The sequence below is a fragment of the Bradyrhizobium sp. I71 genome, assembly GCF_022354745.1.
GTDB lineage: Bacteria > Pseudomonadota > Alphaproteobacteria > Rhizobiales > Xanthobacteraceae > Bradyrhizobium > Bradyrhizobium liaoningense.
Genome location: NZ_CP059398.1, coordinates 5,076,584 through 5,093,106, shown reverse-complemented (window position 1 = coordinate 5,093,106; position 16,523 = coordinate 5,076,584). Strand labels below are relative to the sequence as shown.

Genomic DNA, 16,523 nt, shown 5'->3' with positions numbered 1-16,523 from the left:
CTACCGCCTCACCCTGCGCGCGGGACGCGCGTCTTCAGCCGAGGCCCGCAAAGCATCGTCAAGCAGTTCGGTCGGACCGCCCAGCGTGCGCGTCAGGCGGACGGCCGCCTTCAGCAACAGCGACGTCATCGCCCTGATATTGTCCCGCGTGAAGCGCAGCTTCGGCCCCGAGAGCGACAGGGCGCCAACGCATTTGCCAGCGGGCCCGAACACCGGGCAGGCAAGTCCGGCGCAATCCGGATCACGCTCGCCAAAGGACACGGCGATGCAGTCTTTTCGGATCTCGTCGTAGCCCTCGCCTTTCTCGCCGTCGAAGGCGAGAATAACGCGGCCGGCTGCGCCGCGGTCGAGCGGCAGGAGCATGCCGGCCTCGACCCGGTCGAGCGTCGAATGCCCGGAATCGACACGAAAGACGCACAGCCTGCGCTTGGCGTCATGCCGCACATGATACGACGGGCTTTCGGTGCCGTCGGCCACGAGCTGCCGCAACAGCGGCACCACCTGATCATGCAGATTGTTGCTGCGCTGGTAGACCGCGCCGAGCCGGAACGGCGTCGGGCCGAGGTGATAGCGACCGTCGGCGAACTGCACGAGATAGCCGAATTCCTGAAGCGACGTCATCAGCCGCAGCAGCGTGCTCTTGTACATTTTGGTGCGCCGGGCGAGCTCGGCCAGAGTCATCGGCTCCGGCGCATCCTCGAAGGCCGCAAGGATGCTCAGGGCGCGGTCGACGGCGGCGACACCGGACGAAGGCATGCGGTCTCCTAGTCAGGGAATCCGGAGGGATCGATGAGCTTTGCGATGACGGGAAAATAAGCGTCGCCCATGCCCTTGTCGATCGTCTCCTGGAAGATCGTGCGCATCAGCGCCGCGCCGCGCAGATTTAGCCCGGCCTGCGCACCCAGCTCCAGCGCGTAAGAGAGATCCTTCATTGCATACTCGGTCGAGAAGGCGCGCAGCGGAAACTCCCTGGCGACGATTGCCTTCATGCCATGGTTACGCAGGGCAAAACTGTCCGCCGACCCCTTGGACAGGGTCTCCAGCAGCAGCTTCGGCTCGACGCCGCTGTGCTTGGCGATCGCGACCGCCTCCGCCAGCGCATTGACGGTCTCGAACAGCACCATGTTGTTGAGGATCTTCGTGACCTGCCCGGCCCCGGTGTCGCCGCAGAGGGTGACATCCGTGGCGAAATGCCGGATCAGCGGCTCGACCTTCACGAACTGCTCGACTGTCGCGCCAACCATGACGCTGAGCGTGCCGTCCTGCGCAGCCTGACGCGTGCGCGCGATCGGCGCGTCGATCCAGAGCGCACCCTTGTCGGCGAGTTGCCTCGCGAACGACCGCGTCAGGCCGACATCGGAGGTGCCGAGATCGACCACGGTCTGGCCGCTTCCGATGGCCGGCAGGATGCTTTCGAAGACCGACATCACATGCCTGGCACTGGGAAGGCACAGGAAGATCGTCTCGGTGCCGCCGACGACATCTTCGACCGACCTTGCCGCGGTCCCTCCATCCGCAACGATCCGCGCCAGTGGCTCTGCGGCGAGGTCGAACGCCAGCACCGGCCGTCCGCTCTTGCGCAAGAGGTTGCGGCAGATCGGCTCGCCCATGACCCCGAGACCGATGAACCCAATCGAACCAGACATTCCGTTATTCTCCCTCGAAAATCCTGCGGCCGGGCGGGTGCGGGCCCGCCCGGCCGACGCAGTTACTTCACCAGCGGACAGCCGCCCTCGCTCATCGGCCGGAACACCTCTTCACCCGGCTTGGAGCTGACGATCCGGTAATAGTCGAACTTGTACTTGGACTCCTCCGGCTTCTTCACTTGAACCAGATACATCGTATGCAGCACGCGCCCGTCGGGACGGATCGCAACGTCCTTGTTGTACATATCGTTGACTTTCATCTCGTGCATCTTGGCGGCAACGGCCGTCGCATCCGTCGTGCCCGCCGCCTTCACCGCGGCAAGGTAGTGATGCACGCCGCTATAGACCCCGGCTTGCACCATGCTCGCGACCTTGCCGTCCATCAGAGCGGCATAGCGCTTCGACCAGGCCCGGGTTTGCTCGTTGAGGTCCCAGTAGAACGAAGTCGTCACCTGCAAGCCCTGGGTGACCTTCAGGCCGAGGGAATTCACGTCCGTGATGAAGACGAGAAGACCGGCGAGCTTCTGACCGCCTTCGACGATGCCGAACTCGCCCGCCTGCTTGATCGCGGTCTGCACGTCCGCGCCGGACGTCGCCAGCCCGACGACGTCGGCCTTGGAGCCCTGCGCCTGCAACAGAAAGGACGCGAAATCGGCGGTGCCGAGCGGATGCGCGGCCGAGCCGATCACCTTGCCGCCGGCGGCCTCGATGAATTTGGTCGCGTCGCGCTGAAGTGCGTGGCCGAAGGCATAGTCCGCCGTCACGAAGTACCAGGTCTTGCCACCGGCCCGCGTGATCGCGTCGCTGGTGAGCTTCGACAGCGCGTAGGTGTCGTAGTTGAAGTGGAAGCTGACCGGCGAGCACGACTTCCCGGTGAAGTCGGAGGAGCCGGGGCCCGAGATGACGAAGATCCTGTTCTTCTGCTTGGCGACTTCGAGGATGGCAAAGCCGGCCGAAGAGGCCGCGCCGTCCGCAATCATGTCGACGCCCTCATTGTCGAACCATTTGCGCGCGGTGGCCGATGCGATATCCGGCTTGTTCTGATGGTCGGCCGAGATGATCTCGATCTTCTTGCCGAGCAATTCGTTGCCGAAGTCCTCGGCGGCGAGCTTTGCAGCGGCAACCGAGCCTCGCCCGCCATTGTCGGCGAACACGCCGGACTGGTCGTTGAGCACGCCGATCCTGATCACATTGTCGGCTGCAAGCGCCGTGCTCGCCTGTACGGCCAGAATTGCCGCCATGATCCAACGCAACTTCATAAGATACGCCTCCCGTTTACGAATATTGCTTGTTGAGGATGTCTTGCAGCACCGGCGCGATGTAGCGTCGGAACTGTTCCGGGTTTTCACTCATGGGAAAATGGCCGAGCCGCTCCATCACGCTCGCCTTGGCGCCGGGAATGCCGGCGGCTGTCCGCAGCGTGTCCTCCGGCGTGCAGGAGAAATCGTACTCGCCGGTGAGGAGATAGAGCGGACACTGGTTGGCGTCGATGTTACAGGTGCGCCCGCGCAGATCGCCATCGACGCGATAGAAATGGAGATCGCCCTTGAAGATGCCGGGGCCGCCCTGCTTGTAGCCCCACAGCGTCTCGTTGCGCGAAGCTTCCGGGCCGCCAGGCGCAATCAGTCCGGACACCAGGGCGGCACAGACCTCGCCGCCATGAACGTCAGGCCGGTTCAGCCAGGCCGTGTCGTACCAGGGCTGCTGGAAGTCCGCAGCCTCGAGACCGATCAGGGCGCGGAATTCGCCCGCATGCTCGATGGCGAGATTGAGCACGATACGGCCGCCGATCGAGCAGCCCATCACCACCGGCCGCTCCAGCTTCAGCGCGTTGCAGAACGCACGGATGGTCGCGGTGTAGCTCGCGGTGGTCAGCCGATATTCGGTGCCGTATTGGCTGTCCGGCGGATTGGACTTGCCGTGCCAGGGCATGTCGAAGGCGATGACGCGGAAATGCCTGGTGAACTCGTCATCCACGAGCAGATGTCGCCATTGCCGTGCATCGGAGCCGGCGGTGTGGAGGCAGACCAGTGGAATGCCGCTGCCGTTTTCCTCGAAGTAGATGCGGTTGATCTCACCGCCGATTTCGACATGCACGTAGCGCCCGACGATCGGCTCGACGAAGCCGCTCATGACGCGCCTCCAAAACCGTTCTGTCGGGGCAGCGCCAAGAGATCCTTGAAGTACTGAAGATGCGTCATGAAGGGATGCAGATCCCCTTCAAGGGTCGCCTGTCCGCGCTTGGTCAGCGCGAGCAGGTCATGCCAGCCCGTCGGCGGCATCTTCTGCCAATAGGCGGCAAGCGCAGCCGGCGTCGCACGGTAGGCGAACCGCCACGAGCGCATCAGGACAGGAGCCGGCGTCATATCCACGATCTGCCCGGCGCGGATGGCAACGTGAAATGGCTGGGTGCTCGGCCCGAGCAGGCAGTCGACGTCGAGCCAGCGCCCGCGGGCGGCCAGGGCGGCATCGCGTGCCAGCAAGTCGGGGATCGCCGTGAAAGCCGCGATGACGGCGTCGGGCATAAATGACACCGGCTGGCCGTCGCCTTGATGGACGCGTTCGGATTCCATCGTCCCGTCCCTCCCCATCCATCGTTCTGTCAGACAGAACGTTATTCTATTTCATCTTCGCTTCTATACAGAGCTTGTGGGCGAACTCAAGTGCATGGGGCCCACATGCGGTGCCGCGGGCCGGCGTAGCCCGAGATCAAGCTTCGAGGACGCGCGCGAGCAGCCAATAGCCGCCGAGCAGGCCGATCACCGCGGACACTGCATAGACCAGCCCCGCCGCCCTCACCGGCTCGGACCGATCCTCAGCACTCAGTCGATCGGCCACGCGGAGGATCGGCAGCGCGACTGCGACGATCGCAACTTGTCCGATCTCGACACCGATGTTGAAGGCGGCCAACGCCGGCACCGCCGCGTTGGGTGGCAGCCCGATCTCGCGAAGCGCACCGGCGAAACCAAAACCGTGGATCAGCCCGAACAGAAAGGCCATGCGCCAGCGCTTGTCGACATCGCGCGAGAAGAAGTTCTCCACGGCGACGAAGACGATCGAGGCCGCGATCGCGGGCTCCACAAGGCTGCTCGGGATGACGAGGACATCAAGCGCGGCCAGCGACAAGGTGATCGAATGGGCGATGGTGAAGGCCGTCACGATCTTGACGACCGGAATGAGCCGTCTTGCCCACAGCACCACGGCAATCAGGAATGCGACGTGATCGTAGCCGAGGAAGATGTGCTCGATGCCGGTGAGGAGATAGCGCTGCATCGTCGACCACAGCGGCGGCGCGGTCGAGAGGGTGACCGTCGTGTTGCCAGCGTCGAGCAAGGCCTGCGCCTCCGATCTGCCCTGCGCGACCAGCACGACCTGTCGCGCGGCCGGGTCTTTCTCGGTCAGCACGGTCGAGCGATAGATGAGGTCGCCGGGGGCGTCGGCGCAGGCAAAGCTGTTGCGATAGATGATGCCGTCGCCGTCCGCCAGGATCGCTGCATTTCCGGCCGAGCAAGCCCTGGCGTCGGCTGTCACATTCAGGTGCGTGCTCATATAGACGAGGATGGCGGATCTGGCTGCTTCGACCGCCGCAGGATCGACCGCGTCCTGCCGCGTATCATAGATCCTCGTGCCGATCAGGCGATCGACATCGCTGCCCTTCAATCCGATCTCGACGCTCACCGTGCGATCGGCGGTCAGCACCACGCGCGCCGTGACGAGGTTGACCTGATGCGCTTCAGCCGGGAGAGCGATGCCGAGCAGCGACGCAAACCACAGGAGCAGCGTGCACCTCACGATCCCGCTCCGTCACGCCAGCACATCCGCCACGACCGCCTTCAAGACATCCCGCACATCGGCCGGCTTCAGCCGCACCTGCAAGCCGCGCTGGCCACCATTGAGATAGACCAGCTCATGCGCGAGCGCGCGCTGCTCGAGTATGGTGCGCACCGGCTTGCGCTGGCCGAACGGGCTGATGCCGCCGACCTTGTAGCCGGTAACGCGCTCCGCCTCGGGCGGCTTCATCATCTGCGCCGACTTGCCGCCCGCGGCAGCGGCGAGCTTCTTCATCGAGACCTCCTGGTCGGACGGCACGATCACGCAGACCGGCTTGCCATCCACCAGCGCCATCAGCGTCTTCAGGACCCGCGCCGGGTCCTCGCCGAGCGCGGCAGCCGCCTGGAGGCCGATACTCTCGGCGTCGGGATCATAATCGTAGGCATGGACGGTGAAGGCAACACCGGCGGCCGTGAGCGCGCGCGTGGCTGGGGTGACTTTGGACATGCGCCAAATCTACCACCCTGATTGCGAGGAGCGAAGCGACTACGTGGGCACATTTGCCCACCACACAACTACCGTCATCGCCCGGCTTTGACCGGGCGATCCAGTGCTCCGAGACAGTTGTGGCTCAATGGATGAGCCGCGGCGTACTGGATGCCCCGCCTTCGCGGGCATGACAGCGGTTTGTATGGCAAGTCTCGTGCGCGCGGTAACGACGAGACCTTCCCTACTCCGCAGCGTCGCGCATCTCCGCGCGTTCGGCTCTGACCGCGCAGAACTTGAACTCCGGGATCTTGCCGAACGGATCGAGCGCCGGGTTGGTCAACAGGTTCGCCGCCGCTTCCGCATAGCAGAACGGCATGAACACCATGTTCTCCGGCACGTCGCGGTCGGATCGGACCTTGACCTCGACGGCACCGCGGCGGGTCTCCAGGCGAATGAAATCGCCGGGCGCGAGCTGCTTCCTGCGCATGTCCTTCGGCGACATGAAGGCGACCGCCTCCGGCTCGATCTGGTCGAGCACCTGCGCACGGCGCGTCATCGAGCCGGTGTGCCAGTGCTCCAGCACGCGGCCGGTCGAGAGCACCATCGGGTATTCGTCGTCGGGAATCTCGTCCGGCGGGATCACCTTGGCCGGCACGATCTTGCCGCGGCCGCTCGCGGTCGGGAAACCGGTCGTGAAGATGATCTCGTTGCCGGGCTGGTCCGGAGCGTCGACCGGATAGGTGACGGCGCCTTCACGCAGCAGCCGCTCCCAGGTGATGTTCTTCAGCGACGGCATCAGCTGCGCCATCTCGGCGAAGACGTCGCCGGCGCCGGCATAATTCCACGGCAGGCCCATGCGCTTGCCGATCTCCTGGATGATCCAGAGATCCTGCCGCGCATCGCCGGGCGGCTTGATCACCTGGCGCGCGAGCTGGACGCGGCGGTCGGTGTTGGTGAATGAGCCCTCCTTCTCGGCGAAGGCCGAGGCCGGCAGGATGACGTCGGCGTGGAACGCGGTCTCGGTGACGAAGAGGTCCTGGACCACGAGATGATCGAGCATGGCGAGCGCCTGGCGCGCATGCTGGAGATCGGGATCGGACATCGCGGGGTTCTCACCCTCGATATACATGCCCGTGATCTCACCGGCATGGATCGCGTTCATGATCTCGACCACGGTCAGGCCGCGCACGGGATCGAGATCCTGCTGCCAGAGCTTTTCGAAAGCGCCGCGCATGTCGTCACGCCCGACCGGCTGGTAGTCCGGCAGGAACATCGGGATCAGGCCGGCGTCGGAGGCTCCTTGCACGTTGTTCTGGCCGCGCAGCGGATGCAGGCCCGTGCCGGGACGGCCGACCTGGCCGGTGATCAGCGCCAGCGCAATCAGACAGCGCGCATTGTCGGTGCCGTGGACATGCTGGCTGATGCCCATGCCCCAGAAGATGATCGACGATTTCGCCCGCGCATAGGTTCGCGCCACCTCGCGCAGCGTCTGCGCCGGGACGCCGCAGATCGGCTCCATCTTCTCCGGCGTGAACTCCTTGATCTTCTCCTTGAGCTCCTCGAACCCCTCGGTGTAGCCGGCGATGTACTGATCGTCGGTGAGGCCCTCGGTGATGATCGTGTTGATCATCGCGTTCAGCATGGCGACGTCCGAGCCGGGCTTGAACTGCAGATGCTTGGTCGCATGACGCGACAGCGACTGCCGGCGCGGATCCATCACGAACAGCTTGGCGCCGTTCTGCTTCACCGCGTTCTTGATGAAGGTCGCGGCGACCGGATGGTTCACGGTCGGATTGGCGCCGATCACGATGATGACCTCGGCGTCCATCGCCGCAGAGAACGGTGCCGACACCGCGCCCGAGCTCAGGCCTTCGAACAGCGCCGCCACGGACGAGGCGTGGCACAGCCGGGTGCAATGATCCACGTTGTTCGAACCGAAGCCGGTACGCACCAGCTTCTGGAACAGATAGGCCTCTTCGTTCGAACCCTTGGCCGAACCGAAGCCGGCCAGCGCCTTCACGCCCTTCTCGTCGCGGATCTTGACGAGCCCCCTGGCCGCGATGTCGAGCGCTTCCTCCCAGCTCGCCTCGCGGAAATGGGTGAACGGATTGGCCGGATCGACCTGGTCGTTGGCGTCCTTCTTCGCATTCGGCAGCCGCACCAGCGGCTTGGTCAGGCGATGCGGATGGTGGATGTAGTCGAAGCCGAAGCGGCCCTTCACACAAAGACGATTGTGATTGGCGGGGCCGTCGCGGCCTTCCGCATAGATCACCTTCTCGTCCTTGACCTCGTAGGTCACCTGACAGCCGACGCCGCAGAACGGGCAGAGCGAGTCGACCTTCCTGTCGGCATAGGTGACGCGGGTCTGCTTCTCGTCCAGCATCACGGCCGGCATCAAGGCGCCGGTCGGGCAGGCCTGCACGCATTCGCCGCAGGCGACGCAGGTGGACTCGCCCATGGGATCGTCGAAGTCGAACACGATCTTGGAATCGTGATTGCGATAGGCCATGCCGATGACGTCGTTGACCTGGACCTCGCGGCAGGCGCGCACGCAGAGGCCGCACTGGATGCAGGCATCGAGATTGACGCGCATCGCCGGATGGCTGGCGTCGGTCGCCCAACGCTCGGCGGCGGGGAAGCGGCTCTCGGTGACGCCCGTCGTCTCGGCCCAGTGCCAGAACTTCGAATCCGGATCGTGCGAGGTCTCGCGCGCCGGCTGGTCGGCGACCAGCAGCTCCATCACCATCTTCTGGGCCGACACCGCGCGCGCGGACTCGGTTTTCACCTTCATGCCGACCGATGGGGTGCGCTTGCAGGACGCCGCCAGCACACGCTCGCCCTCGATCTCGACCATGCAGGCGCGGCAATTGCCGTCGGGGCGATAGTCCGGTGCCGGCGAATAGCACAGATGCGGAATCTCTCGTCCTTGGCACTTTGCGACTTGCCAGATCGTTTCGCCGGGATTGGCCTCGACCTGCTTGCCGTCGAGCTCGAACGTAATCTTGGTCATTCGGCCGCTTCCTTGAACTCGTCAGGGAAATATCTGATCACGGAGGACAGCGGATTCGATGCCGCCTGTCCGAGCCCGCAGATCGAGGCATCGCGCATCGCCTGGCTCAATTCGTCCAGCAAGGCCCGGTTCCAGACCGGCTTTTGCATCAGCAGCGCCGCCTTCTGGGTTCCGACGCGGCACGGCGTGCACTGGCCGCAGCTCTCGTCCTCGAAGAACTTCATCAGGTTCAGCGCCGCCGCGCGCACGCTGTCCTTTTGCGACAGGATCACGATCGCGGCCGATCCGATGAAGCAGCCGTATTTCTCCAGCGTGCCGAAATCGAGCGGAATGTCGTCCATCGACGCAGGCAGAATGCCGCCGGACGCGCCGCCCGGAAGATAGGCGTAGAACTGATGGCCATCGGCCATGCCGCCGCAATATTCCTCGATCAGCTCGCGCACGGTGATGCCGGCGGGCGCGAGCTTCATGCCGGGATTCTTGACGCGCCCCGAGACCGAGAAGCTGCGCAGACCGTGACGCTCGTGACGGCCATGGCCCTTCCACCAGTCGGCGCCCTTCTCGACGATGTCGCGCACCCACCACAGCGTCTCGATGTTGTTGATCAGGGTCGGCAGGCCGAACAGACCGACCTGGAAAGGATAAGGCGGCTTGTGCCGGGGCAGGCCGCGCTTGCCCTCGATGCTTTCGAGCAGCGAGGATTCCTCGCCGCAGATGTAAGCGCCGGCGCCGCGCCGCATGTGCAGGGTCGGGCCGCCCGGCGGCAGCTTTGCGATCTCGCGCTGGAGGATCTCGCGCGCGGCCGGATACTCGTCGCGCAGATAGATATAGACGTCGGAGGCCTGCACCACATGCGCGCCGATCAGCATACCCTCGATGAAACGATGCGGATCGGTTTCGAGATAATAGCGGTCCTTGAAAGTGCCGGGCTCGCCCTCGTCGCCGTTGATCGCCATCAGCCGCGGGCCGGGCTCTCCCAGCACCGCGCGCCATTTGCGCCCCGTCGGGAAGCCGGCACCGCCGAGGCCGCGCAGCGAGGCGTCGTCGAGCGCCTTCAGCAGATCGTCCTTCGGCAGCTCGCCCGAGCGCACCTGGCCCAGCAGCTTGTAGCCGCCCCCGGCGACATAGGCGTCGTAGTCGACATATTCGGGCAGATGCGCGTGAGTGTCGCCGGCCTTTGCCGCCGCCATCACATTTGCGACGGTGGCGTGATCGACGAAGTTGTGACCGACCTCGGCAGCGGGTGCGGTATCGCAGCGGCCGACACAGGGCGCGCGCACGACGCGGATGCCCGGTCCGGCTTTGCTTTGCAGATCTTGCAGCAGCTTCTCACCGCCGAGCATCGCGCAAGTGAGGGAGTCGCAGACGCGGATGGTGAGCGGCGCAATATCCTGCTCGCCCTCCTTCACCACGTCGAAATGGGCGTAGAAGGTCGCGGTCTCGAACACCTCGGCGAAGGAGAGCTTCATCTCGTCGGCGAGGGCGGCCAGATGCGCGGCCGAGATCTGGTGATATCTGTCCTGGATCTGGTGCAGATACTCGATCAGCAGGTCGCGCCGACGCGGGCGGTCGCCGAGCAGCAACTCAATTTCATGCGCAGCGGCCGGATCGACCTGGCGTCCCTTCGGGGTCGCCTTGGCGCGCCGGCGTCCCTCTCCGGGATGCTCGAAGGAGCGGACCTTGTGCACGTCGTCATGGCTCATCAATTCGTCCCGATCTCGACTTTTAGAACGGCTCCACTTTTAGCTCCTGGCATGCCAGATGCCAAGCGATTTCTCATGCACTCGGAAGCAGTTAAGCGCAGCTCAGGGGTAACCTGGATCGCTGACGGGTACGACCTTGCGTTCATCCAGCGCGCGCTAACTCTGAGAGCGAAGCCTTTATTGATGTCCAGATCAATAAACGCTTCCCATGCTGCGATAGCGAAAGCCTATCGATTGCGAGTTTCGGAGTATGCAGCGCGACGCTCCATTGGCAGCGACACAAATGAGCTTGCGAACCATCGAAATTCCCCAGAAGTCATTTTGAAGCGATCGGGATGAGCAGCGGGAGCGCGCATGGCGCGCTCCCGGCGGTGAATGCGCGATCAGAAAATCTTGACCGCGCTCTCCAGGGTCTTCCAGACACCCCAGGCGAGCGGAATGCCGACGAAGGCCCAGAACAGCGCCGCCTTGGCGTCGAGCCCGCCGAAGCCGATGCCGTAGGAGCCGTGCGGTCCGGCGGCGGCGGCGCTGGCGCTGGCGGCCTGGAGCTTGGCGACGTCGGCATCGCTCATATGCCACTTCGAGTCGACGGGCTTGATCAGGTAGTTGCAGATCAGGCCTGCGACCAGCATGGCGCAGAGGATGTACATGGTGGTGTTGTAGAGCTGGTCGCGGGGAACGCCGGCCGCGAGCTGGAACTCGCGGATGTAGTTCACCACGACCGGGCCGATGATGCCCGCGGTCGACCATGCCGTCAGCAGGCGCCCGTGGATGGCACCGACGAACTGGGTGCCGAACATGTCGGCGAGATAGGCCGGCACGGTGGCGAAGCCGCCGCCATACATCGACAGGATGATGCCGAAGCCGAGCACGAAGAGCAGCTTCGAGCCCATCGCCGCGAAGGTCGGCGCCAGCGCGTAAAGCACGATGCCGAGGATGAAGAACGTGTAGTAGGTGTTCTTGCGTCCGATCTTGTCCGACAGCGAGGCCCAGAAGAACCGGCCTCCGATGTTGAACAGCGACAGCAGGCCGGCGAAGCCCGCGGCGATCGCCGCGATCTGCGCCTTCTGTCCGGCATCGAGCTGGTTGAAGCCGACGTCGGGCAGGCCGATCAACTTGCCGGCGAAGATCTCCTGAAGCATCGGCGAGGCCATGCCGATCACGCCGATACCGGCTGAGACGTTGAGACACAGCACCCACCAGATCAGCCAGAACTGCGGTGTCTTGTGCGCGTCATTCAGGTGGACGTTGTTCTTGGAGATCATCGCATTGGCCTTGACCGGCGCCGTCCAGCCCTCGGGCTGCCAGCCGGTCGGCGGAATGCGATAGCGGAACGCGCCGATCATCATGAACACGAAGTAGATGACGCCCATCGCAACGAACGTCTCCCAGACGCCGACCGAGGTCGGGCTCTTGAAGTAGTTCATCAGGAGATTCGCCAGCGGCGCGCCGATCATGGCACCGCCGCCAAAGCCCATGATGGCCATGCCGGTCGCCATGCCGCGGCGATCAGGGAACCATTTCACCAGCGTCGACACCGGCGAGATGTAGCCGAGGCCAAGACCGACGCCGCCGATCACACCCGAGCCCAGCCACATCAGCCAGAGCTGGTGGGTGTAGATGCCGATCGCGCCGAGAAACAGGCCGCCGCACCAGCACAGAGCGGCGACGAAGCCGGCCTTGCGCGGACCGACCCGCTCGAGCCAGCCGCCCCAGATCGCGGCGGAGACGCCGAGCAGCACGAAGAACAGCGTGTACATCCAGCCCAGGCTGGCGACCTTCCAGTCGCAGCTCGTGGTGAACAGCTCCTGCCACAGCGACATGTCCGGACAGGCCTTCGGCGCCGTGACGCCGATCGCACGCGACAGCGGCAGCCAGAACACCGAGAAGCCGTAGGCCATGCCGATACAGAGATGGATGCACAGCGCCGCCGGCGGCACCAGCCAGCGATTGAAGCCGGCCGTCGCGATCGTGCGTTCACGATCGAGGAAGCCGGAAGCACCGACCGGTGCAAGAACAGTATCGGCAGTCGTCATAAGCATTACCTCCCAGGCTCGGCCTTGCCGGCACATCGGTTTGAGACCGGTCGTGCGCGAGCTCGGCAGCCGCGCATGACTGGTCGGATTTCATGCCGAAGCGGAATCATCCGGTGCGCATCGCGTCATATGCGCCGAGCAAGCAGCCGATCGCGGGTTGTCCCTCGCCTCGCAAGCAGCGTTGCCGTGACGGCTATTGCGCCCTCATCCCCCCTCAACACCCTGTCCTGAGATGAGCAACGCGCGTGCCAGAAGTCGCATCGTGACGATTCAACGACTTCCCGCAGCGCAATGTGCTACGCCGGACAGAATGTCCTGGAAGCCTCGGACAAAATGTCCAATCAGGTCGCTTCCGGCAGCCACACCGTGAATGTACTTCCGGAGCCGACGCGGCTTTCGGCCGTGATCTGTCCGCCCTGGCGCTCGATCAGCGTCTGGCTGATGGAGAGGCCCAGCCCGGTGCCTTGCCGCCGCTTCGTGGTGTAGAAGGGATCGAAGATCTTTTCGATCACCTCTTCGTTCATGCCGATGCCGGTATCGGTGACCTCGATGGCGACGCCTCGATGGCCGTCGCGCTCGACATCGAAGGAGCGGAGCGTCAGGGTTCCGCCGTCCGGCATGGCGTGGATCGCGTTGACGATGAGATTGACCAATACCTGCTGCAGCTCGTTGCGGTTCATCAGCACGAGCCGGTTGGCGCGGTCGTCCCTGACCACGGCGATCTCGGTCTTGTTCAGAAGATGCTGCACCAGCGGCAGACAGTCGGAGATGACGCTGGCCGGCGCATGGCGCTCGACATAGCCGGCATATTCCTCCGGCCTTGCAAACTGCAACAGCTTGGTCACGATCTGGCTGATGCGGTGAATCTGCTCGTCGAGCAGTCGAAACTCGACCTTCGCCTTGTCGGCATCGGCGCCGAACACGCTGCGGATGACGTCGAGATTGCCCTGCATCACCGCGATCGGATTGTTGATCTCGTGGGCAACGCCGGCGGTGATCTCGCCGATCGCAGCCAGCTTCTCGGACATGATGAGCTGCTTGGTGGTGGCCTCGAGCTTGAGATTGGCGTGCTCGAGGTCGCGGGTGCGCTCCCGTACGCGGACGTTCAGTTCCTCATTCCACTCCCGGAGCTGCCGGTCGCGTTCCTGGATCTGGTCGAGCAGGCTGTCGAGATGAACCGCGACGCGGCCGATCTCGTCACCCAACACCGGCATGCTGGTGCGCGCGGAGAGGTTGCCGCGCTCCACCTCGGCGATCGTCGCCGTGACGCGCTCCAGCGGCATGAAGATGGAGGTCGCCCAGCGCAGGAAGATCGGCACGGTCGCGGCGGTGATCGCGATGAACGCTGCGACGATGATGACCAATGTCTGGTATTTGGCTTCGCTGAAAGGCTTCTCCAGGAAGCCGACATAGAGCATGCCGACCCGCTTGCCGTAACTGTCGACCAGCGGCTCGTAGGCGGAGATGTACCAGTCGTTGACCACGAAGGCGCTGTCGAGCCAGGTGCGCCCCTCGCCCAGCACGGCGGAGCGCACCGCCGCCGACACGCGCGTGCCGAGCGCGCGCCGTCCCTCGAACAGGCGGACGTTGGTCGATATCCGCACGTCGTCCAGGAACAGCGTCGCGGTGCCCTGGCTGCCCTCCGGCAGGCTCGCCGCGCGATAGACGAGATCGTTGATCGTGTCGATGAATTCCAGATTCTGGTTGAGCAGCGTGCCGCCGACCAGCGCAGCGGCGCCACCGTCGGGCAGCATCGCCCGACTCGCCGCATGCACGACCATGCCGCGCGTCTCCGTGCTGCGCTCGGTCGGCACCGCGTTCGGGGTCGGCACGAGGTCCAGTCGCGCGCGCTCGGCCAGGGCCGGCGAAATTGCGGCGAGCTCGTCATTGCCGAAAATGTCGACGCCCGTCGCAGGGACCTGGCCCGACAGCGCCGACACGATGATCGGCCAGTCACTTCTCGGTTGATGCTGCAACGGCGGCGATGAGGCCAGGACGTCGCCGCGACCGTTGGTCAGATACAGGAAATCGAGACCGATCTCCCTGCGGGTCTCGTCGAGCAGATCCTGCAGGGAGCCGCGCGCATCCGGCGCCAGCACCTCGTGGAAGCGGGCCGACAGGCTGAGCGCCCGGATCTGGACGCCGGTCTTTTCCAGGATGCGGGCAAGATATTGGTGGGCGATGGTGAGATCGCCGTTCACCTTGGAGATCAGGGTCGCGTCGAACTTCGCGTTCCAGCGATAGATCGCAACGCCGAGCAGGAGCGGCAGGATGACCAGCATCGGCAGCAGCGCGATCGCGAGCAGCCGGAAGCGGACGGAGCGTCCCCGCACGGGCTCGCCGCTGCGGCCGGCAGCATCAGACATCCCACAACGCGCATTTGCGGTCGATGGTCTTGCGCGAGATGCCGAGACGCCGAGCCGCCTCCTCGCGGTTGCCATTGACCTCCTTCAGCACGCCGAGAATGTGACGGCGCTCGAGTTCGGCGAGACTGTCGGCTGGCGCCGACTGACCGTTGTTGCGGGGACCGGCGAAATCGTCGGGGAAGGCGCCGAGGATCAGCGTGCGCTCGATCAAATTGCGCAGCTCGCGCACATTGCCCGGCCAATCATAGCTTGCGAGCGCCGCCCGCACCGAGGCGTCGATCGGCACCGGCGGCATGCCGAGCTGCACCGACAGCTTGCTCATGAAGATGGTGGCGAGCTCCTGCACGTCGTCGCCGCGATCCTTCAGGAGCGGCAGGCGGATCTGCATCACGTTGAGCCGGTAGAACAGATCGGCCCGGAAGCGGCCCTTCTCGACCTCCTGCTGAAGCTCGGCATTGGTCGCGAAGATGAAGCGCAGGTCGACCGGAACTTCACGCTCGGAGCCGACCGGACGCACGCGGCGGTCTTCGAGCACGCGGAGCAGCTTGCTCTGCATCGGCAGCGGCAGCTCCCCGATCTCGTCGAGGAACAGCGTACCGCCATGGGCATACAGGAACAAGCCCTCGCGGCCCGAATCGGCGCCGGTGAAGGCGCCCTTGATGTGTCCGAACAGCTCGGCCTCGATCATGTCGGGCGGGATCGCCGCGCAATTCACCGGCACGAAGGGCTTGTCGGCGCGGTCGGACAGCGAGTGGATCGAGCGCGCTGCCACTTCCTTGCCGGTGCCGGATTCACCGGTGAGGAGAATCGAGGTCGGCAGGCGCGCGACGCGCGCAATGGTCTCACGCACGCGCAGCGTTGCTACCGACTGTCCGATCAGATTGTCGCGCAGAAAGGTGCGGTCTGACGAGGCACGCAGAGCGTAGCGCAGGACATAATTCTCGCGCTGGAGGCGGACGCGGTCGAGGCATCGTGCCACCGCGTTGAGGATCTGGTTGGAGCGGAACGGCTTGAGCACGAAATCGGCCGCACCGGCGCGCAGGGCCTGGATCGCGGTGTCGAGGTCGGCATAGGCGGTGATCAGGATCGCGTCGGCGAAAAAGCCGACGGCGCGCTGCTCGGCGAGCCAGTCGACGCCATTCTTGCCTGGCATGATGTTGTCGAGAATGACGACGTCGTAGCGGTTGGAATCGAGCTTGCGCGAGGCCTGGTCGGTATCGGCCGCCTCGTCCACCAGCTTGCAGCGCGGCGCAAGCGTGCGCACCAGGAAATTGCGCATGCCCGGCTCGTCGTCGACGATCAGGATGGAGGCCTGCGCCAGCGCGCTGAACTCCGGTCCTGCAGCCGCCTTGCCGAGCTTGACGTCAGGCTCGCGTCCCACCGCGGGATTTGCGGCTGCGCTTGCCCTCGATGTTGAGAAAGTCATGCCCGATGTCTTAGGTTTGAGAATCTTGGGTTTGAGATCATCCACCGCGATAGTCGGCGTCTTTCGCAGCGCAGCG

12 protein-coding genes are annotated in these 16,523 nt (G+C 64.7%); all 12 read right to left on the bottom strand.

The annotated features are described in order from the left end of the window. Complete coding sequence (locus FJV43_RS24540; RefSeq protein ID WP_239621661.1) at positions 1–756, bottom strand: IclR family transcriptional regulator; 756 nt, start codon at positions 754–756, stop codon at positions 1–3. A gap of 8 nt (positions 757–764) precedes the next feature. Further along, the gene (locus FJV43_RS24535) at positions 765–1,646 is read right to left on the bottom strand and encodes an NAD(P)-dependent oxidoreductase (protein ID WP_239621660.1); all 882 of its coding nucleotides are present in this window, start codon (positions 1,644–1,646) and stop codon (positions 765–767) included. A gap of 62 nt (positions 1,647–1,708) precedes the next feature. Next, complete coding sequence (locus tag FJV43_RS24530; protein WP_239621659.1) at positions 1,709–2,905, bottom strand: ABC transporter substrate-binding protein; 1,197 nt, start codon at positions 2,903–2,905, stop codon at positions 1,709–1,711. A gap of 16 nt (positions 2,906–2,921) precedes the next feature. After that, on the bottom strand, positions 2,922–3,779 hold the full coding sequence (locus FJV43_RS24525) for an alpha/beta hydrolase (RefSeq protein WP_239621658.1): 858 nt from the start codon (positions 3,777–3,779) through the stop codon (positions 2,922–2,924). Continuing rightward, entirely contained in the window at positions 3,776–4,219 is a 444-nt protein-coding gene (locus tag FJV43_RS24520; RefSeq protein ID WP_239621657.1) for a hypothetical protein, read from the bottom strand. Before FJV43_RS24520 ends, FJV43_RS24525 begins: the two co-directional genes overlap by 4 nt. Positions 4,220–4,355: 136 nt before the next feature. Next, positions 4,356–5,438 carry a HupE/UreJ family protein gene (locus FJV43_RS24515; protein ID WP_239621656.1) on the bottom strand — a complete coding sequence of 361 codons (1,083 nt, stop codon included), beginning with the start codon at positions 5,436–5,438 and terminating at the stop codon, positions 4,356–4,358. Between the two features lie 12 nt (positions 5,439–5,450). Continuing rightward, on the bottom strand, positions 5,451–5,924 hold the full coding sequence (gene ybaK / locus FJV43_RS24510) for a Cys-tRNA(Pro) deacylase (protein ID WP_239621655.1): 474 nt from the start codon (positions 5,922–5,924) through the stop codon (positions 5,451–5,453). 223 nt (positions 5,925–6,147) lie between these two features. Continuing rightward, a complete protein-coding gene (gene fdhF, locus FJV43_RS24505) occupies positions 6,148–8,916 on the bottom strand; it encodes a formate dehydrogenase subunit alpha (protein WP_239621654.1) in 2,769 nt (922 codons plus the stop codon). Beyond that, positions 8,913–10,619 carry an NADH-ubiquinone oxidoreductase-F iron-sulfur binding region domain-containing protein gene (locus FJV43_RS24500; protein WP_239621653.1) on the bottom strand — a complete coding sequence of 569 codons (1,707 nt, stop codon included), beginning with the start codon at positions 10,617–10,619 and terminating at the stop codon, positions 8,913–8,915. Before FJV43_RS24500 ends, fdhF begins: the two co-directional genes overlap by 4 nt. Positions 10,620–11,002: 383 nt before the next feature. After that, positions 11,003–12,655: an OFA family MFS transporter gene (locus tag FJV43_RS24495; protein ID WP_239621652.1), complete on the bottom strand. Its 1,653-nt coding sequence runs from the start codon at positions 12,653–12,655 to the stop codon at positions 11,003–11,005. Positions 12,656–12,996: 341 nt separating this feature from the next. Next, a complete protein-coding gene (locus tag FJV43_RS24490; protein ID WP_239621651.1) occupies positions 12,997–15,021 on the bottom strand; it encodes a cache domain-containing protein in 2,025 nt (674 codons plus the stop codon). Further along, the gene (locus FJV43_RS24485) at positions 15,014–16,447 is read right to left on the bottom strand and encodes a sigma-54 dependent transcriptional regulator (RefSeq protein ID WP_239621650.1); all 1,434 of its coding nucleotides are present in this window, start codon (positions 16,445–16,447) and stop codon (positions 15,014–15,016) included. The genes FJV43_RS24490 and FJV43_RS24485 overlap by 8 nt, the downstream gene beginning before the upstream one ends. Between the last annotated feature and the right edge of the window lie 76 nt (positions 16,448–16,523).